Origin of the sequence: Frankia casuarinae, assembly GCF_000013345.1 — a bacterium.
In the GTDB taxonomy this organism is placed as follows: Bacteria; Actinomycetota; Actinomycetes; order Frankiales; family Frankiaceae; genus Frankia; species Frankia casuarinae.
This window is the reverse complement of the sequence record NC_007777.1, coordinates 1881943-1902061: the sequence shown is the minus strand read 5'-3', so window position 1 is coordinate 1902061 and position 20119 is coordinate 1881943. Positions and strand designations below refer to the sequence as shown.

Genomic DNA, 20119 nt, shown 5'->3' with positions numbered 1-20119 from the left:
AAAGGCTGTGACGCGTGACGTGATGCAACGTGACAGGCCCAGGGCGGGGAACCCGGCGGTCGAGCGGGAGAGATTCCCGCCGGAGTGGGCTCTCGGCTACTACCGGCGATCGCCGCAAGTGGTGCGGCAGATGGCGTACTGGACGCTGCGGAACGCGCCTGGGCGCCGGGTGTCGTGGGGGAACATGAAACGGGTCAGGCCGTTCAGCGACCGTTACGGATGGGACCGCGGGCTGCCGGTCGACCGGCACTATATCGAACAGTGGATCAGTCGGCATGCCAACGATATCCGGGGGCATGTACTGGAGGTCAAAAACGCGGAATACAGCTCGCGGTTCGGAACTCCGGGTCGGATTACGATCATCGACCGGGATAAGACGAACCATCATGCCGATCTTCATGTCGACCTCGATGTCGCGGACAGTCTGCCCGCCGCCGAGTTCGACTGTGTGATTCTCACTCAGGTCCTTCAGTACACCTCTCCGGGCTGCTGTCTGGAGAATCTGTGGCGGTCGCTTCGACCGAACGGCGTCCTGTTGATCTCGGTTCCGGCACTGGGACGTATTGACGTGGACGACGGGGCCGACGACAAGTGGCGCTGGACGCCGCCGGGTCTTCGCGCCGAACTCGCCCGAGTCGGGATCGAGGCCACGGTGGAGGGTTTCGGAAACGTCCTGGCCGGTGTCTCGGCGTTGTTGGGTCTGGCAGTCGGCGACGTCAGTCGCAAGGATCTCGATGTTCAGGACGCGCGCTTTCCGGTGCTGACCTGTGGGCGGGCGGAGAAGCCGCGGTAGGGTGGCGAGTCGACCTGGTCATCGCCGGTTCGACCCGCGGCGAGCACCACACACGCGGTCGCGGTCTGTGATCCGAACCAGGCCAGGCCGACCCCCGCCAGTCCCAGGCTCCCACCCAGCAGCCAGAGACTGGGCAGCACCAGCACCGCCAGCAGCGCCTCGATACACACGAGCCACCCGGCCCTCCGCTGCGCGCGGGCCGTGCACAGCTCCAGGATGACGACTGTGCGGGCGACCGAGCCCAACAGCAGCAGTCGAAGCACAGTGGTCGCGTCGGCCCGGTAGGAGGGGCCGAAGAGAGCCAGTACAAGCGGCGCGGCGACGATGAGGGCGAGGACGATTCCGATAACAATCGGGAGAATGCGGCGCAGCATCGCCCGTTGGAGGCGGCGAGAGTCGGCGCCGGGCTGCGCGCCTTCGACCGTGAGCGAGGTCCCGAGGCTCCAGGGGATTTCGTCGACCGTGCATATGATCAACCAACTGATTCCGAACGCGGCCCCTTCCGTCGCCCCGATCCGGGCGATGACAATCATCGGCAGGAGCGTCGTGCTGAGCTGGGACACCAGCTCCGCCAGCGAGTCGCCGGCCAGGTATTTTCGGAAGTCCGCGGCCAGCCCGGGTGGGCTTGGCGCACGTCCGGCGGGTCGCAGCCACACCAGCAGCATGACCGACGCCGGTATGACGGCTACCGCCGCGGGCATCACCCAGGAGGTGAACAATGCCAGTCCGCTCACCCCGCCACCGAAGGTGACGAGCAGAATGAGCTTGACGACGCTGTAAGCGGTGTTCTCGATCGGTACGACGACCGCCTTCCGCAGGCCAGTGAAGACGTTGTCCTGCAGTGCGAACAGCGACCAGATCGCCACCGAGATGGCGAAGAAGAGGGCGATCCGGGGTGACTGGAGAACTGCGAGAGCCGGGCTCATCCGGGCGGCCAGCAAGGCAAAACTCAAACCGACCAGCAGGCTGAGGCCGGCCGCGCCGGCGTAGGCGCCGACGACCAGGCGGCGCGCCTGGCCCCCCGCCTGCGGCAGGAAGGCGGTCAATGCGCCCCCCAGGCCCAGCTGGCACAGGTAGGACAGACCGGTGAGGGCCGAAATGAGGGCGGTGGCCTCGCCGACCGACGGCCGGTCGGCCTGCCGGGCGGCCAGCACCCAGTAGAGGCTGCCCACCAACGACGAGAGGCCGCCGCTCATCGCCAACGCCATGCCGTTGCGGTACAGCGCACCGCTCTGGGCACCGCTCTGGCCGGCGGCCCCGTTCGCCGATAGCGGCAGAGTCCGCGGCGAACGGGGCCGCGGCAGGGTCCAGGTGCTATCCGGCGAGTTCGTAGATACGGGTGTTCCGGGTCGCGTACCAGAGGCGGAACCGCGGCGAGGAGCGGACGGCCGTCTCCACCGCCCGCAGCGCACCGGCGGTCGCCGTCCGGTATACACGGTCATACACCTCCTGTGCCGTCGAGAAAACGAGGTAACCCCGTCCCGGGTACGTTCCGATGAAGTCGGCCACGGCATTCACCGTCGATGGCCTGATTGCGCGCTCGCCGAAGGTGTCGGTGATCAGGACATCGTCCACCTCGGGATATCGAGCCCCGTAGCGGCTCGGGAAGGTGGCCCCGGTCAGCACGGCCACCGACCCGGGCCGGGCGTGCGCGTACAGATAATCACCGGCCTGGACCTCGTCGGCGTTCATGAGATTCAGTTCCGTCTTCCCGAAGAAGGCGGGCATGAAGAGCGTGGCGAGGAGGAGAATCCCGCCGCAGCCCGCCAGGACGTGCCGCCGTCGCCACCGCCCGGTCATCGGCGCGACGGCGCAGCACACCAACGGCGCGCACCAGGGCAGGGAGAACAGAATCGCCCGCAGGATGCTTTCACCGCCGTAGCTCTGCCCGAACAGGATGACGCCCGGTGCGATGCTCAGCAGGATGAGCGGGAGCACCCGGCCGTCACCGCGGTGCAGCCGGCGCAGCCCGCCGACTCCGGCCAGGGCCCAGACCGTGCCGGTCAGGATCAGTCCGGTGGTTTTGGCCAGCTTCCCCGACGAAGGAAGCGGCGGCTCCTCTGACCGGGCGTTCGCGAACGGGTCGGGACTGCTGAAGACCCCGAAATGATCCTGAACATAGGCGAAGTGCGGGATCAGATAGGCGATCGTCAGACCGGCCATGGCGACCACCACCCACCGCGGCCGCACAAGCCCGGCCGCGGTCAGCGCACCGACTCCGAGGAGGAGCAGGTACGGGGTCAACTGGTGGCTGACCACCACCGCCCCGTCCAGGAGCAGCACGACGCCGACCGCCACCGGCAGCGGCCAGGTTGGGCCTGGCGGGGCGGCGAAGCGCAGCGGCGGCCTTCTGCTGTGGACTCCGGCGGACCGCACGGTCCGCCGCAGGATGGCCCTCGGCGCGCCGGTGCGGAGTTGCCGCAGGAGCACCAGGTACAGGGCGAGGGCCAGCGTCCGGCTGAGGGCCTGGGGGGCGAAATAGTCCTGCCCGACCCAGTTCGTCACGACGAAGACCAGTGCCGCGCCCGCAGCGATCCGTGGCTCGCGAAGCAGCGTCCTGGTGGCCGCCCAGACGAGAAGGGCGTCGATGCCGGTGAAGAAGACCTCGGTCCAGGCGGCGAAGGCGATCGGGTTGGGTCGGCCGGCAAGCGAGCCGAAGACCGCGGTACCGGCGAAGAAGCCGGGCCATCGGTGGTAGATATCGATGTCGATGTCGACGCCGCCATGCTGCTCGATATAGCGGACCACGCCGATGTGCTTGTACACCCAGGGGTAGTGCGGAACGTCCAGGATGAGCGGAAGGGTGCCGTAGAGCACGAGAATGCAGGCAAGCAGGTAGGCCGCCGCGATGAACGGCTGGAAGCGGGCCCGCCCGACGGCGCCGACAGCGCCGAGCAGGAGCACGCCCAGGCCGACGTACCAGGCGATGGGCAGTGCCGGCGGGAGACCGTAGTCGGTGAGGTTCTCGACGTGGATCCACCGCAGTGACAGCCCCCAGAGGGTGATGCCGACCGCCAGCGGAAACAGCCAGCGAAGGCCCGTCGCGAAGGGGCCTGACAACCGCGCCGGCCGCCGGATTCCGGGGTCCTCGGGCCGTCTTTGACGGACCGAGCGCAGGCGGGCCCGGGCAGCCGCGGCGTGGGGCTGGGAAGCCGCGTTCTGGCCGAGCCGGGGATCCGGTATCTCCGGCGGAAGCAGCGGTCTGCCGGTCAACGCCCTCGCACCTTCCCGTCAGCGCGCGGCCGGGCGCGCGGCTGGGCGCGCAGCTCCGCGCGCAGGCTGTGGATGAGGACCGCGCAGCAGGCAAGTCCCACGACGGACTGCATCACGGCTGGGTGCCACCATCCCGACCAGACCATGAGCATGCTGGTCAGGACGTCGACGGCAAGGCTGATGGCGACGGCAAGCCCGATCCATGCCGCCGTCCCGTCGACCGGGAGCCTGGCCAGCACGGCGGCCCCGGGAAGGAGGAAGGCGGCGGGGACGGCGAGCAGGACCCGTACCGGAGAATCTGTTCGGCAGACCACAAGAAAGGCGAGCATCACGGTTACCGCCACGAGCGCCGCCTGCGTTGTTCGGCGGGCGTACACGCTGCTCATGGTTGCGCTCCAGTGGTCACGGTGGAGATCCGCGGTTCGGGGATGGGCGCCCTGGGAAAGGGGGCGGGGGGAGCACCGGGAGTCGGTGCGTGGTCATGAGGAAGATCGCGCTGCCGGCGCCGGGCGAGGGCCCGGCTGGCGGCATAGCCGACCGGCCCTCGGGCCACACCGACCAACTCGATCAAGGTCAGGGACCGGGGATAGTCACGGGATTTGCCGGCGTTCTTGCTGCTGCGTGGGTGGAGAAGATGATGCAGGCCGCCGGGGACGAGACGGGCGATCTGGAGGCGTTCGGCGGGTTGAGTCGCGATGCGTTTGGTGACCATCGCCCCGAGGCCGGCCCCGTAGTCGTACATCTGGCGCCGCAGTTCGACAGTGGTCCGCTTGTGCAGGTGGCGGATCAGCGCGGCCGGCTCGTAGACCAGGACGTGGCCACTGCGCACCACGGACAGGAAGATGTCGAGATCCTCGCCACCGCGGGCCGCGGTGCCCGTGCCGAGAAATTCGTCGAAACCACCAAGCTGACGCAGCGTATCAGTCCGGAAAGCGCTGTTCGCGCCGCTGCCGAACACGCCCGCGGTATAGGGATAGAGCAGGTCGCCTGATCGATTTTCGGTGCGGTCGAACCGGCGTCCGACGAAGCCCTTGCCGAAGCCGCCGAACTGCTCGAACCACACCTGCGCCGGGGTTGAGAGCTCCAGTGGCCGGATCAGCCCGGTGACGCACCCCACCGTCTCGTCGACGACACCCGAGCCGGCGGCGAACCCGGACAGGAGGAACTCCAACCAGCGCGGGTCGACCTCGACGTCGTCGTCGGTGAAGACGACCACCGGTGTGGTCGCGGCGGCCAGTCCGGCGTTGCGGGCCCGGGAAAGCCCCCTCTCTGGCTCGGCGACGTAGCGCACCTCGCCGGCCATCCGACTGAGCTGTTCGCGGATGCCGCTCGTGCGCGGCCGGTTGTCGACCACGATGATTTCCTGCGCTGGCACGGACTGCGCCAGGATTCCCGCGAGCGTGGCCGCCAGCGAGGGGGAGGCGACGCAGCTTGTCACGACGACGGTCCCGGCGAGCTCGGCGGGGAGCACCGGCCGGCAGACGTCTGACGTCACAACTCCGTCGATCGGGACCGTTTCGGGAACCGCGAGCCCGTCCGCGGTCAGGTGGGCGGCCACGTCCGGCCCGAGTCTGTCCATGACCCGGCCGGCGAGCTGGTCCGGGCGCAGGCCGGCCGGGGACAGCGTCGCAGCGACCACCCCCAGGGGACGGCCGTGCAGCCGGACCAGCACCTGTGCCGGCCCGTCACCGGTGAGCACCGGAAGCGGCGCGGACAGTTCTACCTCGTGCAGCGCGATCGGACCGTCGCCCGGCAGCATCATGGCCGGCGGCGTGGTGGTCACGGCCGCACCTCCCCGAACGCCGCCGGGACGGCTGGTACGGGCAGATCGGCTGGTACGGGCAGATCGGTGACGATTGGTCGGTAGGGTAGACGCGGGCCGAGGAGCCGAGCCCTCGTTCGACGGGAGAGCCGGCTGCCCCGCGTACGCAGCAACTCCCGAGCGGGGGCCGCGCGGCCGGCCCCGTCCAGCCACGCCCTGATCTGCCGGTCCGGGGTGTCGACCGTCACGGTCAGTCGGGCAAGGGCGAACGGGTCGTCGGCGCCGTGCGACATCATGTTGCGCACCCCGCAGGCGGACGTGAAGCCGGCCTGCCCGACGAGCCGCCGAACGGCATGGTCGTAATTGCCGTGGGGGTAGGCGAAGGAGCCCACCGGTGCGCCGATCGCAGCGGTCAACCGGGCGTTGCAGTCGCTGATCTCCCGGCGCGCCTCGTCGGGGCGAAGCTCGTCGAGCCGGGGATGGGTGTGGCTGTGACCACCGATCTCGACCCCGAGGCCGGCCAGGGTCCGCAGGTCGGCGCCGCGCAGCATGCCGACCTGGCCGATCCAGTCGGTGACGACGTAGCAGGTCGCGGTGAGCCCGTGCGCGACGACCTCACGAGCGGCGGCCAGGTTGTCGGCGAATCCGTCGTCGAAGGTGATGAGGACCGGTCGCGGAGGCAGGGTCTGGTGCCGCCTCCGTTCGACATACTCGGACACCGTCAGCGGTACCCGGCCGGAACCGGCAATGAGGGTGAGATGGCGGACAAAGGTTGCGGTATCGACCGTCCAACGTCGATAGCTCGCCACCGGATAATCGGTCACCGAGTGGTACAGCAGAATCGGGATCACAGCTACCTCCGACGGGATCGGCTGACGTGGCGTGTCACGCCGGCCGGCGGCGAGGCGTAGCCGGCCGCGTGCGTAGCCGATGGCCGTGGACCCGGTGCCGACCAGCACGGCCCCGGCTCGCGGCCAGGTGCCCAGGCTGTGGCGGTCACGAGCCAGTGCTCGGGGCAGCGTCCGCCTCAGGTACTGCCGTTCGGTGGCGAGCGCCGCGTCCGCCCCGGCCCGGTCGGCTACCGCGGCCTTGGACAGGCCTTCGGCATGGCAGCGTGCCAGGAAGTACCGCAGGGAGGCCCGGTCGCCGGTTACCTGGTGCCAGACCCGTGCCCGTGGCTCGTAGCGGACGACAGCGTCCGGGAGGATCGCCTGAAGGCGGATACCGAACTCGGTTTCCTCGCAGCCCAGCGGTGTGGTGCCGACCCGCCCAAGCCCCTCGGTGAACCCGCCGACGCGATCGAACACGGCCCGCCGGAACGACATCCCCGCTCCGATCGGGTTACGGACCGCAGCCGTGTCGGTCGGCAGCCCGACGTAGCTGCATCCGACCACCCAGTCGAACTCGGGGGGGAACCAGCGGGGTCGGCGGTGCGGCCACACCGGCATGGCGGCACCGCCGACCCCGGCGACCCGGGGGTCGGTGTAGTGGGCGGCCAACTGGGCCAGCCAGTCCGGCTCGGCGTGGGCGTCGTCGTCCAGGAAGGCGACCACGTCGCCGGTGGCGGCCCCGACGCCGCAGTTGCGGGCACCGGACAGGCCACGGCGGCCGGTGTTGGGGATCACGGTGGCACCGGGGTACGCAGCCTCGGCCCACCGGCGCAACCGGTCATTGTGGTCGATGACGAGGATCAGCTGGTCGGCCTTCCTGGTCTGTTCGGCGATGCTGGTCACCGCGCGCTGCAGATCGTGCCGGCGCCGTTCGGTATAGGCACAGATGACCACCGAGAGCCGCGGGCCGGCCGGGGGGGTCATCACGCGTATTCCGTCGCGCCGGTTGTCCTGCGCCGGCCATGGGGAAGGTCGCCCGGACGTCGCTGGCTGACGATGGTCGATACCGGTTGACCGGGACTGCTGAGCAGCATGCCGTCCCACCTGGCGCGGTTTCGTGACCGGGCGGTAAGGTTTTCCGACCATTCGACGAGGATGGTCCGCAGGACGCGCATACCATCCCGGCCCGCATTCAGGTTGCTCGCGCCGTGAAGGCGCTTGTGCTCAAAGCTGCCGACCTCGGTGACCCGCAGGCAGGCCTTGGTCGCACGGAGGGTGATCAAGGTTTCGATCTCGAAGCCGTCGCCATGCCGCCGAATGCCGTCGGTTTCTCCCGGCATCAGCCCGAGCATCGGCAGACAATCTCGCCGGAATGCGTTGTAGCCGTAGCACAGGTCGGTGAACCGGCGGTGGAAGAGCAGGTTGACCAGATGACAGAAGAAGAGATTTCCAAGAGTACGCAGCAGGGTAATGTCGTTGCTGCCGCCACGGTGGGCGAATCGGGTTCCCTTGACGAAGTCGGCGCCCTGGACGAGGGCCGCGACGAAGGAGGGTATCTCGGCCGGGTCGGCCGAGCCGTCGGCGTCGAGCGTGACCACGATGTCCCCCGATGCCACGGCAAAGCCGCAGGCCATGGCGTTGCCCTTGCCGTATCGGGTCTGGCGGACGACGACCACGTCGGGGCGTAGCTCGCGGGCCAGTCGGACGGTGTCATCGGTGGAGTTCCCGTCCACCAGGATTATTTCGGCGTCCACCGGAAGTCGGCCGAATACTTCCCGCAGATTCCGCGCCTCGTTGAGCGCCGGAATCACCACACTTACCGATGGCGAATCACCCGAACCAGACAAGGACGCCCCCCTGGACAGACCTGGATAGTCGGTGGACCACGGTGGAATTTCGTCCTGCCGAGCTTCCGACCACGCGCTCGTCACGCGCCGTGACTCTAGATAATGGATGTTGATAGCTCTGGAAACCCGGGATGCTGGCGTGTCGCCGACGGGGGTCGGGATATTTCCTCATCGCCGGCGGCGGATGGCACGCAACCGGCGGCTCAACCGTTTCCCCGGCCGGTCGGGGCATGGCCAGCGGATGCGTTCACCGGGACACGGTCGCGGCAGCGATACACGTTCAGACGAGGTGTCCAGACGGGGTTCTGGACGCGCGACCACTGAGGTGCGTACGTTCGCCACGACCGGCGGGTCGCTGGGGCTGCTCACCGACTGGCTCACCTTCGCTGGCTACGGAAGAAGGATCGTTCCAGGTCCAATCCAGCAGCAACTATGAACACCCACTGCCATCCGATGGAGCGGAGAACAACCAATATGGCCAAGGCCGGGGACACCGCACGACGAAGGCCCGAGGTGTCTGACTCGACCGGGGGGCGGGACGAGGACCCCGCGGTGCTCTCGTCGGTGGCGGCCACGCCCCGGGACACGACCGTCCCGGCTATTCCGCGACAACGGCAACCAGAGCCGCCGGCAGCCGGGCCGCCGGAGTGGAAGGTCAGGCTGACCGCCAGAATCTTCATCATCGATGCCACGGCAATCACGGTCGCGCTTACCTGTTCCTATCTCCTCCGGTTCGGCATGAATGCGAACCCAACCGTCCACGGGGCGTCATATCTTTCCGTCGCGATAGGTATCGGACTGGGCTGGATCGCCATGCTCGGCGCCGCCGACACCTATCAGACGAAATATCTGGGCATCGGAACCGAGGAATACCGGCGGATCAGCGTCGCGACATTCCGACTGTGGGGCACGACGGCGATCCTCTCCTACGTCCTGCGCGCAGAAGTCGCTCGCGGGTTCTGTCTGGTGGTCCTGCCGCTGGGGCTACTGCTGCTGATTACCGGTCGGATGCTCGCCCGCCGACGGCTGGTGGCGGCTCGGCAGGCCGGCCGTGCCCGCCACCGGGTCGTCGTCGTCGGCGACCGTAGCACGGTGGCCGAACTCGTCAGCGAGCTCCGATATGAACCCGCAGCCGGATTCGAGATCGTCGGCGCATGTCTACCCCGGCAGGACGACTACTCGGCCGATTATTCTCCCTTTCCCGTCCTCGGCGCCCTGCCGGCGCTGCGGTCCACCGTCGCCCGCGCCATGGCCGACACGGTGGTGGTCGCCTCGTCCGTGGCGGTCAACATCGAAGCCGCCAAGCGGATCGCCTGGGACCTCGAGGGGACCGGTGTCGATCTTGTCATCGCGTCGAGCATGGCCGGAATCGCCGGGCCGCGGGTATCCCTGCGGCCGATCGCCGGTCTCCCCCTGCTACACGTGGAGAGCCCGGTCTATACCGGTTGGCGAAAGGTGGCCAAAGACATCTTCGACCGGGTCCTTGCCGCCGTGGCCCTCGTTACCCTGTCCCCGCTGCTGCTTCTCGTCGCGTTGACCATCCAGGTTGACAGCACCGGACCGGCATGGTTTCGCCAGACCCGGGTGGGTAAGGACGGCCGCGAGTTCCAGATCCTCAAGTTCCGGACGATGTACGTGGATGCCGAACGGCGCCGGGCAGCGCTGGAGGAGCGCAACGAGGCCGACGGACCACTTTTCAAAATTCGCGACGACCCCCGCGTCACTCGGGTCGGACGAACGCTACGGCACCTGTCGATCGACGAGCTGCCGCAACTCGTCAACGTCCTCCGCGGCGAGATGTCGCTGGTGGGGCCGCGGCCGCCGCTGCCGGCAGAGGTCGCTCAATATCACGACTCCGTCCACCGTCGATTCAAGGTCAAGCCCGGCCTGACCGGACTGTGGCAGGTGAATGGGCGTTCAGAACTGCCCTGGCGGGACGGGGTGCGACTCGACCTCTACTACGTAGAGAATTGGTCGATCATGCTCGACCTCGCCATCATCGCCCGGACTGTTAGCGCCGTGCTGCGGCGGTCCGGCGCATTCTAGGCTGGCGGAAGGGGCGGATAGCCGGCCCGCCAGTCGGCCCGCCGGGTCCATACGACGCGCCAGCCGCCGCTCCCGGTGCCGGCCGGCCGGCCGATTACCGTGGCGAGGGCCGCCCGCAGCGCCACCCCGAGGACCAGCATCGCCAGACACACCGTCCGGCGCCACCCGGTCCAATGGGTCCGCGCCAATGTCACCTTGCCCGTCATCACCAGCACGTGCTTGTCCGCCCATCCGGCGGAGGACGCACCGCCATGGTGAACCACGACCGCGGCGGGTGTGATCACGGGATCCAGGCCGGCCCGGCGGGCCCGGATCGACAGGTCGACGTCCTCGCCGTACATGAAGAAACGGGAGTCGAAGCCACCGAGCTGCTCGAACAGCGCGCGTGGGATGAGCAGCAGGCAGCCCGTCACCACCCCCACGGTCCGAACCGTGTCGCGAGGCCACGGTCCCATCGATTCGGGATCGAACAGGGCCGAACGCCGGAAGGCGGTGGACAGTCCGAGGCCGAAGCACACATGGCTCCAGACGGTCGGAACAGCCCAGCACGACCTGGGGTCGACGGTGTGGTCTGGACCGAGGGTGCGACCGCCGTAGATGCCGTGCCTAGGGTTGGCCCGCGCAAAGTCCAGCAGGTTCGCGACCGCGCCGGGGAGCACCACCGTGTCGGGGTTGAGGAGGAGCAGGTACTCCCCCTTCGCCTGGGAAGCCGCGAGGTTGACCGCCCGACCGAAGCCGAGGTTCGTCCTCTGCTCGATCAGGTTCACGCTGGGAAACCGATCACGGATGATCGAGACGGAGTCGTCCGTGGAGGCGTTATCCAGGACGATCATCTCGGTCGCGAGGCCGTCGGACGTGGCCGCACAGGACTCCAGGCATGCCGCCGTCATCGCGCCGGTGTTGTACGAGACGATCAGGATCGAGACGTCGACGCCCATTTCCCTCTCCAGACCCAGGTAATCTGTGACCCAGGTAATCTGTGTCGGCAGTGGTGGTCCGGCCATCGGCCGTAACGCGAATCGTGCCGGCTGGCCCCGGCCGCCAGTTCCTGCCTCACCCTAGACGACGGGTTGTCGTTCGGTTGGTTATCCGACCGCAGGCCGGCGGGCGTTTCTGGCGTATTCCGGATCCTCGCAACGTGGGCCAGTATTCCCACCCGGTCTCCTGGTCTGCTCCTCGGGGTCAGCAGCTTCGCTGCCAGATCAGCGCCTTGGCGAGGGCGCCCCACTCGTAGGCGATCGCATAAGGCCATTCCCGGAGGCGACGCGGACCGACCACAGTGACCCGCAGATCACCGTGGAAGCAGCGGCTGATGCGGATGCGGGCGCGGGTGTCCTGCGCGCGGCCGGTGACGAAGAGGATCCTGGTCCAGCCATGTCGGGCGGCGAGCTCAGCGGCTGCCCGCGCCTCGCCCCGCGTAGTCACCGGGTGCGGAGAAAAGCAGATCACCTCCGCCTTCGGTGCCTCGTGGGCCGAGCACCCCCGCGTCCCTGGGGTGGACATCACGAGGACGGGAGCGTAACCGGTACGGGCCAACTCGATCGCCTTGCCGGTTCTGTCCCCCGGACCCGCCAACATGACGATGGCGTCCGCCTGGACGGGCACGTCGGCGGCGGGGAATACGAACAGCCGAAGGGTAAGCGCGGTGAAACCTGCCAGGAACACCGCGAACAGCATCACGATGAGCCGGCGTCGCCCCGCTCGTCCCCGCCGGTGGCGCGCAGCCCGGCCCGCCCCCGGCGGGGGACCGGATGACCCCCGCTCACCGGCCGGCGGTGACGACGCAGCGGAAACCACACCGTCATTCAAACATGCCTGTGTCCGACCACGACCGAGGAAACCGTCGGTGCCCGAGGACCCCGGCCGGTCCCGAACGCCCATCTGTCGGTATTTCTCCTGACCACGGATTCTCCGTTTTCCGGGCTGGGCTAGAGCTCTCTCAACAAAGTCGCGAACCGGCGGGCCTGAGCTTCCGTGTTCAGGCGATGCTCGACGTCCAGGCGGGCGGCCGCACCGAGCGCGGCCGCCCGGTCCGGGTCGAGCACCAGATGCACGACCGCTTCAGCGAGCGCATCGGTGTCGTAGGGCGGAACGAGAATCCCGGTACGGCCGTGATCGACGTAGTCCCGGATGCCGGGGGTATCGGTCACCACGACGGGACGACCACTGGCCATCGCCTCCAGCACGACGGTTACGCCGCTCACGTGAAGATTGGGCCGGAGGCAGACGACCACCATCGACGCGGCCCTGTACAGATCGCTCACCTCGGGAAGAGTAAGACGGTTCCGACGCCGGCCGAGCCACGGTGGCACGGCCACGTTTCGGGCTGTCACCAGCTCGAGTCTCAGCTCCGCCAGCCTCAGCTCCGCCAGCCTGCTCCACCCCTGGGACAGGCCGCGGATCAACGTTTCGAAGTCGCGGTGCCGATCATTTCCGACACTCACCACGAGCCCTTTCTTCGGAGGGTTGACAGAGGTCCGGAAAAATGTGGAGTCGACCCCGAACAGGACGTGCGAGAAACGTCCTTCAGGAATGCCCAGCTGCGTTCGGAGCGGCGGAATCTGGGCGGTGGAAAGCGTAAATATCCGGCTGGACCTTCGCAGGGCACAACGGGCGATCTTCAGCGAGCCGGGCCGTCGACCGGCGACATCGGCCAGCCAGATCACGCCGGTCACGACGGGGGGATGGTTTCGCGTTCCCGCCATCAGCGCCGCCGGGACCCCGACCCGCTCGTCCCAGCACAAGACGACGTCCGAGCCACCGACCGTTCGGCGGGAGGCCGCGGTCTCCACCCACTCATAGCCGCCGAAAATACGCGGACCACGAACGAAGAACGCGTCCCGGGATACCCGCAAGCTAACCGGAGAGACTTTCACTGAATAGCGCGCCAACCGATCGAACCCATACGGAAGAGCGTCCGGAACCTCGCCGCGACCGTGACGCTCGCGCCACTTGTTCGCGTCAAGGCCGCCGCTGTAGTGAAGCGCAAGATTACATTCGACCATTAGTCCACCTAAGTTCTGGTAGTTCACGAGAGTTCTCATCGCCAGCGCCGGGCGTCACCACGGGAAGTGTCGTCGGGTCCCCACGCACGCGCCCGGTCCGGTCACGATGGTCTACCGTGTGTGCCGCCCGCCTACCTGAATACGACTGCGTCGCGCGGGCCGGCGCCGGCCTGGGGTGATCAGACCGTGGATTTTGTCATGCAACAGTCAGATCGCGCCGACCGGGTGAGCGGAAAAACCCCCGCCACCCCGGCGCACTATAAGCATGCGCGCGCAAGCGTCGTCATTCCGGCCTATAACGAGGCGGCCGTGATCGGCCGCTGCCTTGACCGGCTCGCCGACGGCGCCGCCCCCGAGGACCTGGAGATCGTCGTGGTCGCCAACGGCTGCTCCGACGAGACCGCCCGTCGGGTCCGCGACCGAGGTGTCCGCTGCGTGGAGACCGCGAAGGCCGGCAAGGCGGCCGCGCTGAACCTTGGCGACGCCGAGGTCACCACCTTCCCGCGATTCTATGTGGACGCCGACCTGGAGGTGTCCGGCGCCGACCTGCTACAGGTGGCCGACGTGCTGCGGACCGGCCCGGCACTGGCCGCATCACCGCACCTGACAATCCGTCTTGCCGGCACGAGCCGTGTAGTACGCGACTACTACCGCATCTGGCTGCGGCTGCCCTATGTGCGCAACGGCCGAATCGGTGGGGTCATCGGAGTGAGCGAGCAGGGCCGGGCCTGTTTCGATCGTTTCCCGGACGCAATCGCGGATGACTTCTTCCTCTATCACCGGTTCGCACCGGATGAGCGATCCACGGTCGACGGCACCTGTTTCGTCGTACATCCGGCCCGGACCGCACGCGACCTCGTTCGACAAAAGAGCCGGGTTTTCGCCGGCAACGCCCAACTGCGCGCCCTCGGGCTGGCGCCCGCGGGCGGTTCCACGAAGGATGGTCGTGGCATCGTCGGCGGGTCCGTGGACTGGCTCAGGGTGGTCCGCGCCGAGCCCCGCCTGCTCGGCGCGGCGCCGGCGTACCTCGCGGTCTCCACCGTGGCGAAGGTGCTCGCCCGCCGGAAGGTGCGTCGCGGGGACCTCGGCACGTGGGAGCGTGACGGCAGCAGCCGCGGAGGCAGCCCGGCACCGTCAACGTCGACGTCGTGTCCCTGACCTTACTTCGGGTCCGGCCACACATCGGGTCCGGCCACACAGGTCATCGGGTCTGGCCACACAGGACCACCGGCCGGCCGTTGTCCGCCCAGACATTCCCGGCACTGAAGAAAGTGCTCCTACCGGCATCGTCGTTGCCCAGCCGGCAGACATTCCAGCGGAAGCCGCGGCCGAAACGGTTGTCCGTCACGCGGAGATTCTTGGCGGCGACCACGAGCGTCGTTCCGCCGGCGTTCAACCAATTGTGGTCGACGACCACGTCACGGTTGCCTCCGTTCGCCCACTCCAGAAAGACGACGGCTGTCTGGGTCTTGTCGTACGGGGAGAGGTCGATGTTGTTGCACACCACACTCAGTTTCCGGACGCCGCGGACCTGGATGCCGTCGGTGTGGGCCCCTTTCGGCGGCCTTCGGTCGTGGACGTAGTTATGGCGGATGATGACGCCGGAAACCGGTTCGAGCGTGGACGAGATGTGGAAGCCGTCGTCGCCACCGGAAAGATTGCTGTACTGGATGACGTGACCGGTGCCACCGCTGATCGCAATCCCACTTGTCGCCACGTGATCGATCAGCACGTGGCTTCCGCGCACGCGGATGCCATCGTGGACGATCGAGTTTCTTATCGTCACGTTGTCGGCGTAGATGTCGATGAGTCCGGAGAACTCCTTGTTCTCCAGTACCTGTCCGGGAGTGGCCAGTTTCCCGGCGGGCATCGGCTGGAACCGGGATCCGGGCGCGGGGCCGGTGTTCGAGGCGTCCGGCTTGCGGTCGCATCCTCGGGCCGCGGCCTGGTCGTCCCCTGGTAGGCCGCGGGTCGCGGCAGCGCCATCCGGTGAAACCCCGGCCGGGACAGTGGCGGGGGCCGGTGCGCCCGCCGTCCGCGCGGGCCCGCCTCTCGAGCGAAGGGCGACCAGCAGCCCACCGCCCGCCACCAGCACCGCAAGCATCGCCACGGATCCAATCAGGACATACCGGCGTCGATTGGTCAACTCAGCGCGAGCCATCGAATCCTTCCAGGGATATCCCACTGAGCCGGAGGCCGCGCCATACCGGCTCTTTTCGCGGGTCCGCAGACCCGAGCGAGGACCGCCAGCCGGTCTACGCCTGCACCGCCAGAAGACGGGATTCGGCCGGCGCGGCCGGGCCAAGGACGAAGTCCAGGAAGGCGACGTGCCGAGCGGACCAGCTGTTGTCCGCGACGAAATCCAGCCGGTCAGCCTCCGTGACGGCCGGCCAGATCAGGACCTCGTTCATCGCCGCCACCGGATCGTCCCCCGGGCGCAGCAGCCGGACCCGCCGCCCGATGCCCCGAACCGGGGCGAGGTCCGTGGCGAGGACGGGACGCCCGGCCGCCAGATATTCGTAGATCTTGATGGGGTCCATGGCCTCGGTCAACGGAGTGCTCCGGTGGGTGAGCAGGCACACGTCGGCCGCGGCGATCAGACCGGTCACGGCCGGCCGGGGCAGATGCCCAGGCAACCGCACCGACCGCAGCAACCGCAGCGACCGGACGGAGGCCTCGTCCGGGATGGGGCCGGCCAGAATCACGGTGCCGGCCGACGCCAGGCGGCGAATCATGTCCAGATCGAGGCGAGTGTCGACGGTGCCCGCATACACGCACCACGGCCGCGGGAGGCGCCGGAGCCAGTCCGGCGGGGACGGCGGGCGCAGCCACTCGGCCGGATCGACACCGTTGTGCACGACCAGCCCGGCACCGGTGGGATGGAGGCGTTCCAGCAGCGGCCTGGACACCGCGATGACCGGCAGCCGCCGGCGCCGGATCTCCTCGTAGGCATGCCGGAAGGCCGGATGCCACCGCCGTAGCGGTGGGTAGGTCGCCCAGTCGTCCCGGGCGTAGTACATGACCGAGCCGGCCCAGGACATGTCGGCAAAGCCCGCCAGCGGCGGATACATGGTGATCACGACGGGTCGTTTACAGCCGGCTCGGGCCGCGGCCCGGCCGAGCCTCCTGTCATACCGCCGATAGGCCGCCCGCAGCGACGGCAGCGTCACCGGGTCCTTGCGGCGCCACCGCTGCGGCGACACCAGATGCCCCTCAACGCCACCGGACGGTGGCAGGACGGTGCTCCGGCCGCCCCGCAGCACCGTACCGAGATGGCTCCGGAACGGCTCGGCCACCACCACGCGCCGGACCCGGGGCGATCGCAGCAGGGTTAGCAGGAGACGATCGGGAGGACGCATGTACGCCCTGATCGCCATGTCCTGGAGCGTCTCGATCGGCAGGGCCAGCACCACGTCCCGCTGATCCGCCGTGGGGGCGTCTTTCATAAGAGTGAACTCCTTCACCGTTGAGCCATCGGGTTCACCCGTGAGCCGTCGGGCCCAGCGCGCCGTCTCTGCGCGACGACGCCGAAGCAGGCTGCCCCGAGCCGGCGCTCGCGCGCCGGACGCACTGCAGTAGGTCCGCCAACGCGGGTGGACGTTGCCTCCACGTGATCACGACGTAGGTCGCGGCACCAGCCAGCACGCTCGCCAACAGGCACACCGGGCGGGCGAGCCGGAACCCGTGGGTGAGCCACTGGACGGCGGCCATCACGGCGACGGTCCCCGCGGTCGCCACGACGTGCGGCCAGACCGCGGTGACCAGCTCGCGCGGCTTCGCGTCCACCAGGCTGAAGGGAATCGCGAAGCCGGGCGGCAGCAGGAGGACGATCACGATGGCGTACGCCGCCGCGACCCCGTTGATTCCCCACGGCAGGCCGGCGAAGTAGCTGCCGAGCATCAGCAGGCCGGAGAAGATTCCCCAGCGCAGCAGCAGGTCGGTTCTTCCCTTCACGTTGTAGAGGACTCCGACGCTGAAACTCACCGACTGGATGCCGCCGATCGGGGCGAGCAGCCAGATGAGCGGCACCAGCCGTTCCCAGCGCGCGCCGAGCACGACCAGGACGACGTCGCGCGCGACGACAGTGAGTCCAGCCATGACCGGAAAACAGACCAGAGCGGCGACCGCGCATGACCGGAAATAGACCCGGCGGATCGCGGAGTGATCGTTCTGGAGCCGGGAAAGACCGGCGAACATGACTTCCTGAAACGCCGTGGAAACAGTGCTCACCGGATACATGAGCACCCGCTGCGCCAGGCCATAGTAGCCCAACTGCTGGGCTCCGAGGAAATGCCCGACAATCACCTTGTCGCCGTGCAGCAGAAAGAAGTTGAAGACGCTGAACCCGCTCAGGTTGGCGCTGAAACGCAGCACGGACCTGACCTCGGCGGGGCTGAACGAGGCCCTGGGACGCCACGGCGACTGCAGCCACGCGACGAGGGTGGTGACCCCGAATCCGACCAGATAGCCGATGACCAGTGACCACACCTGGTAGCCCAGCAGAGCGAGCACGATCGAGCAGGCCGCGTTGGCCGCCGTCCCGATGATGTTCGCCGCGGCGACGGCACCGAACTTCATCTCCCGGCGGAGCAGCCACTGTTGCAGGTCACCGAGGCTGGCGAGCAGCAGGCCGAGGCCCAGGACCTGGAGCACGGGCGTCAGCGCCGAGTCGCCGTACAGGCTGGCCAGGCCGGGCGCCAGCAACGCCAGCAGGCCCGAGATGACCAGACCAAGCCCGATATTGAGGAAAAAGACGCTGCTGAGCAGCCGCTCGCTGATCTTGTCTCGTTGGACGACCGCCATGCCGGTCCCGAAACCCCGCAGAATTTCGAGGAACATCACGATGACCAGCGCCATCGTCATGAGACCGAACGCCCGCGGTTCGAGCAGGTGCGCCAGGACGACCTGGACCAGCAGGCGGGTGACCTGCACGACAACCTGGTTCACCGACATCCACCGGGCGCCGCTGGCCATCGAACCGCGCGGCGCCCGACGGGGCGGCGACGGTTCCGCCACGGTCTCCCTCGCCCCCGACGGGGCGGCCGACCGGGTCACGGCCGGCTGGGTCACGGCCGGCTGGGTCACGGCCGGCTGGGTCACGGCCGGCTGGGTCACGGCCGGCTGGGTCACGGCCGGCTGGGTCACCGCTGCCCCCCGGGGGCCAGGACCGCCGGTGCGGCGGTCATCCGCCAGAGTGCTCCGGCGCAGCCGATGAGCAGGAACAGCAGGCCGGCGAGCAACGCGAAGCTCAGGGCGTCGAAGGTGAGGAAACTGGCGACCCCGGCGAGGATCGAGGCCGTCAACGCCTGGCCGAGCTCCCGGTCACGCTGTTCCCGGGCCCACCGCCGCGCCCCACGGGCCACCGAGAGACCGACGGCGACCCAGACCAGCAGCACGGTTGTCCCGACGACTCCGGTCTCCAGCACCGAGCCGAGTAGCTGATTGTCAAGGTAGAAGTACTGGTGGGGGGTGAACGTGCCCAGCCCACGGCCGAGGAGCGGCCTTTGCGTGAACAACTTCCAGACCGGGGCATAGTCCTCGGTGCGGCCGGTCACGCTGGGGTCCGCGTCGGCCCGCAGGAACAGCGAGACGGTCGCCTCGATCAGACCGGGAAACACCGTGTGCAGGACGAGGACGGACCCGGCCAGCGCCAGCAGGCCGTTGAGGCGGCGGCGAACCGGCCAGATCGCCGTCAGGGTCAGGATCGCCACGGCGAGGCTCACGGCGGTGCTTCGCGAGACGCTCATCGGCAGGACGGCCCCGATGACGGCGACCTGGGCCCAGGCACCGACCCGCGCCCACCCGCGGGCGGCAATGGCGTAGTGCAGGGCCAACGGCAACACCACGGCCAGGACAACCCCGAACTCGATCGGATGCACGGCCGTCGCGGCGACCCGCTCGAAGCCGGACCGGACGTCAATGCGATCGACGTCCGGACTGAGCGACAGTCCCGGGGGGACCAGGACGGCGCTGTAGTTACGACCGGTCAGAAACTCGATCCCGCCGATGGCGGCCATGAAGGTGGCGCCCAGCACCACCCGGCGCAGCAGGCTGTCCAGCCGGGTCCGGCACCGGATCGCATCGGCGGCCAACAGCGTCACCCCGGCCTGTGCCACCACCGTCACGAGACTGCGATGAGCGGAGCTGACCTCTGTCGCCTCCACCACGCGGGTGAACATCATCGCGAAACTGAGCGTGAGAACCCATACGAGTACCAGCGTCGCGGCCCGCACCGGCTGGAACACCGGGTCGAAGCGGGCACGTCGTGCGGCCTGGTGAACCAGCCAGCCGGCAAGACAGCAGAGGCCGACGGGCACGGTCAACTTCCCCAGCGGGGGGAGCCGGTAGGTCGCCGGCACGGCAAAGAGAACGAAGACCATCGATGTCAGCAGCGTCACCGCGTCCCGCCGACTCGCCAGCAGGGGTACCGCCACGGCCGGGACGGCCAGCACCACGGCCGGCCCGACCGGCCCGAGCACCATCGCCGCCGCTACGGTGGCGGATCCGAACGCGACCGCGGCGAGCACCGGCCCGGCGACGCCGGGTGCCTGGCCGGTACCGAACGGCCCGACCCCCGGCGCCGCCCGGCCGACGAGAGAGCCGGCGGTCATCCGGCCACCAGC

16 protein-coding genes are annotated in these 20119 nt (G+C 68.7%); 3 read left to right on the top strand and 13 right to left on the bottom strand.

Features of this window, described 5'->3' with window-relative positions:
* Positions 1-22 precede the first annotated feature (22 nt).
* A complete protein-coding gene (locus FRANCCI3_RS07960) occupies positions 23-793 on the top strand; it encodes a class I SAM-dependent methyltransferase (RefSeq protein WP_011436024.1) in 771 nt (256 codons plus the stop codon).
* Here the strand turns inward: FRANCCI3_RS07960 and FRANCCI3_RS07955 are convergent.
* From FRANCCI3_RS07955 to FRANCCI3_RS07930, 6 genes are all read right to left on the bottom strand, one after another.
* Positions 739-1989: a lipopolysaccharide biosynthesis protein gene (locus FRANCCI3_RS07955; RefSeq protein WP_041257837.1), complete on the bottom strand. Its 1251-nt coding sequence runs from the start codon at positions 1987-1989 to the stop codon at positions 739-741. The genes FRANCCI3_RS07960 and FRANCCI3_RS07955 overlap by 55 nt on opposite strands.
* Positions 1990-2107: 118 nt before the next feature.
* Positions 2108-4006, bottom strand: a complete 1899-nt coding sequence (locus FRANCCI3_RS07950; protein ID WP_011436022.1) for a hypothetical protein — start codon at positions 4004-4006, stop codon at positions 2108-2110.
* The gene (locus FRANCCI3_RS07945) at positions 4003-4392 is read right to left on the bottom strand and encodes a hypothetical protein (RefSeq protein WP_011436021.1); all 390 of its coding nucleotides are present in this window, start codon (positions 4390-4392) and stop codon (positions 4003-4005) included. The genes FRANCCI3_RS07950 and FRANCCI3_RS07945 overlap by 4 nt, the downstream gene beginning before the upstream one ends.
* Positions 4389-5789: a glycosyltransferase family 2 protein gene (locus FRANCCI3_RS07940; RefSeq protein ID WP_011436020.1), complete on the bottom strand. Its 1401-nt coding sequence runs from the start codon at positions 5787-5789 to the stop codon at positions 4389-4391. Before FRANCCI3_RS07940 ends, FRANCCI3_RS07945 begins: the two co-directional genes overlap by 4 nt.
* Positions 5786-7582, bottom strand: a complete 1797-nt coding sequence (locus tag FRANCCI3_RS26755) for a glycosyltransferase (protein WP_011436019.1) — start codon at positions 7580-7582, stop codon at positions 5786-5788. Before FRANCCI3_RS26755 ends, FRANCCI3_RS07940 begins: the two co-directional genes overlap by 4 nt.
* On the bottom strand, positions 7582-8445 hold the full coding sequence (locus FRANCCI3_RS07930; RefSeq protein ID WP_011436018.1) for a glycosyltransferase family 2 protein: 864 nt from the start codon (positions 8443-8445) through the stop codon (positions 7582-7584). The genes FRANCCI3_RS26755 and FRANCCI3_RS07930 overlap by 1 nt, the downstream gene beginning before the upstream one ends.
* A 513-nt stretch (positions 8446-8958) precedes the next feature.
* Between FRANCCI3_RS07930 and FRANCCI3_RS07925 the strand changes: the two genes are divergently transcribed.
* Positions 8959-10491, top strand: a complete 1533-nt coding sequence (locus FRANCCI3_RS07925; protein ID WP_236701459.1) for a sugar transferase — start codon at positions 8959-8961, stop codon at positions 10489-10491.
* On the opposite strand, the gene FRANCCI3_RS07920 is transcribed toward FRANCCI3_RS07925, so the two are convergent.
* The 3 genes from FRANCCI3_RS07920 to FRANCCI3_RS07910 form a co-directional block, all read right to left on the bottom strand.
* Positions 10488-11429 carry a glycosyltransferase family 2 protein gene (locus FRANCCI3_RS07920; protein WP_011436015.1) on the bottom strand — a complete coding sequence of 314 codons (942 nt, stop codon included), beginning with the start codon at positions 11427-11429 and terminating at the stop codon, positions 10488-10490. The two genes, FRANCCI3_RS07925 and FRANCCI3_RS07920, sit on opposite strands and share 4 nt — an antisense overlap.
* A gap of 244 nt (positions 11430-11673) precedes the next feature.
* Complete coding sequence (locus FRANCCI3_RS07915) at positions 11674-12156, bottom strand: YdcF family protein (RefSeq protein WP_131728911.1); 483 nt, start codon at positions 12154-12156, stop codon at positions 11674-11676.
* A gap of 263 nt (positions 12157-12419) precedes the next feature.
* Positions 12420-13523, bottom strand: coding sequence for a glycosyltransferase family 4 protein (locus FRANCCI3_RS07910; RefSeq protein WP_167534310.1), 1104 nt, complete (start codon positions 13521-13523; stop codon positions 12420-12422).
* Between the two features lie 171 nt (positions 13524-13694).
* Here FRANCCI3_RS07910 and FRANCCI3_RS07905 point away from each other — a divergent pair, with 171 nt between their 5' ends.
* Complete coding sequence (locus FRANCCI3_RS07905) at positions 13695-14654, top strand: glycosyltransferase (protein ID WP_023840916.1); 960 nt, start codon at positions 13695-13697, stop codon at positions 14652-14654.
* Positions 14655-14697: 43 nt separating this feature from the next.
* Here the strand turns inward: FRANCCI3_RS07905 and FRANCCI3_RS07900 are convergent, their stop codons facing one another.
* The 4 genes from FRANCCI3_RS07900 to FRANCCI3_RS07885 all read right to left on the bottom strand — a co-directional run bounded on the left by FRANCCI3_RS07900 (position 14698) and on the right by FRANCCI3_RS07885 (position 20107).
* Positions 14698-15657, bottom strand: a complete 960-nt coding sequence (locus FRANCCI3_RS07900) for a right-handed parallel beta-helix repeat-containing protein (RefSeq protein ID WP_011436011.1) — start codon at positions 15655-15657, stop codon at positions 14698-14700.
* Positions 15658-15751: 94 nt separating this feature from the next.
* Positions 15752-16942, bottom strand: a complete 1191-nt coding sequence (locus FRANCCI3_RS07895; protein WP_011436010.1) for a glycosyltransferase — start codon at positions 16940-16942, stop codon at positions 15752-15754.
* A 34-nt stretch (positions 16943-16976) separates the two neighbouring features.
* Positions 16977-18641 carry an oligosaccharide flippase family protein gene (locus FRANCCI3_RS07890; RefSeq protein ID WP_236701460.1) on the bottom strand — a complete coding sequence of 555 codons (1665 nt, stop codon included), beginning with the start codon at positions 18639-18641 and terminating at the stop codon, positions 16977-16979.
* Positions 18638-20107 (bottom strand): O-antigen ligase family protein, encoded by a 1470-nt coding sequence (locus FRANCCI3_RS07885; RefSeq protein ID WP_011436008.1) that lies wholly within the window; start codon positions 20105-20107, stop codon positions 18638-18640. The genes FRANCCI3_RS07890 and FRANCCI3_RS07885 overlap by 4 nt, the downstream gene beginning before the upstream one ends.
* Positions 20108-20119 lie beyond the last annotated feature (12 nt).

What these genes read in the sequence shown, in the direction of transcription:
- FRANCCI3_RS07960 (WP_011436024.1), top strand. Translation starts at nt 23, where the DNA reads ATGCAACGTGACAGGCCCAGGGCGGGGAACCCGGCGGTCGAGCGGGAG.
- FRANCCI3_RS07955 (WP_041257837.1), bottom strand. Translation starts at nt 1,989, where the DNA reads ATGAGCGGCGGCCTCTCGTCGTTGGTGGGCAGCCTCTACTGGGTGCTG.
- FRANCCI3_RS07945 (WP_011436021.1), bottom strand. Translation starts at nt 4,392, where the DNA reads ATGAGCAGCGTGTACGCCCGCCGAACAACGCAGGCGGCGCTCGTGGCG.
- FRANCCI3_RS26755 (WP_011436019.1), bottom strand. Translation starts at nt 7,582, where the DNA reads ATGACCCCCCCGGCCGGCCCGCGGCTCTCGGTGGTCATCTGTGCCTAT.
- FRANCCI3_RS07920 (WP_011436015.1), bottom strand. Translation starts at nt 11,429, where the DNA reads ATGGGCGTCGACGTCTCGATCCTGATCGTCTCGTACAACACCGGCGCG.
- FRANCCI3_RS07905 (WP_023840916.1), top strand. Translation starts at nt 13,695, where the DNA reads ATGCAACAGTCAGATCGCGCCGACCGGGTGAGCGGAAAAACCCCCGCC.
- FRANCCI3_RS07900 (WP_011436011.1), bottom strand. Translation starts at nt 15,657, where the DNA reads ATGGCTCGCGCTGAGTTGACCAATCGACGCCGGTATGTCCTGATTGGA.
- FRANCCI3_RS07895 (WP_011436010.1), bottom strand. Translation starts at nt 16,942, where the DNA reads ATGAAAGACGCCCCCACGGCGGATCAGCGGGACGTGGTGCTGGCCCTG.
- FRANCCI3_RS07885 (WP_011436008.1), bottom strand. Translation starts at nt 20,107, where the DNA reads ATGACCGCCGGCTCTCTCGTCGGCCGGGCGGCGCCGGGGGTCGGGCCG.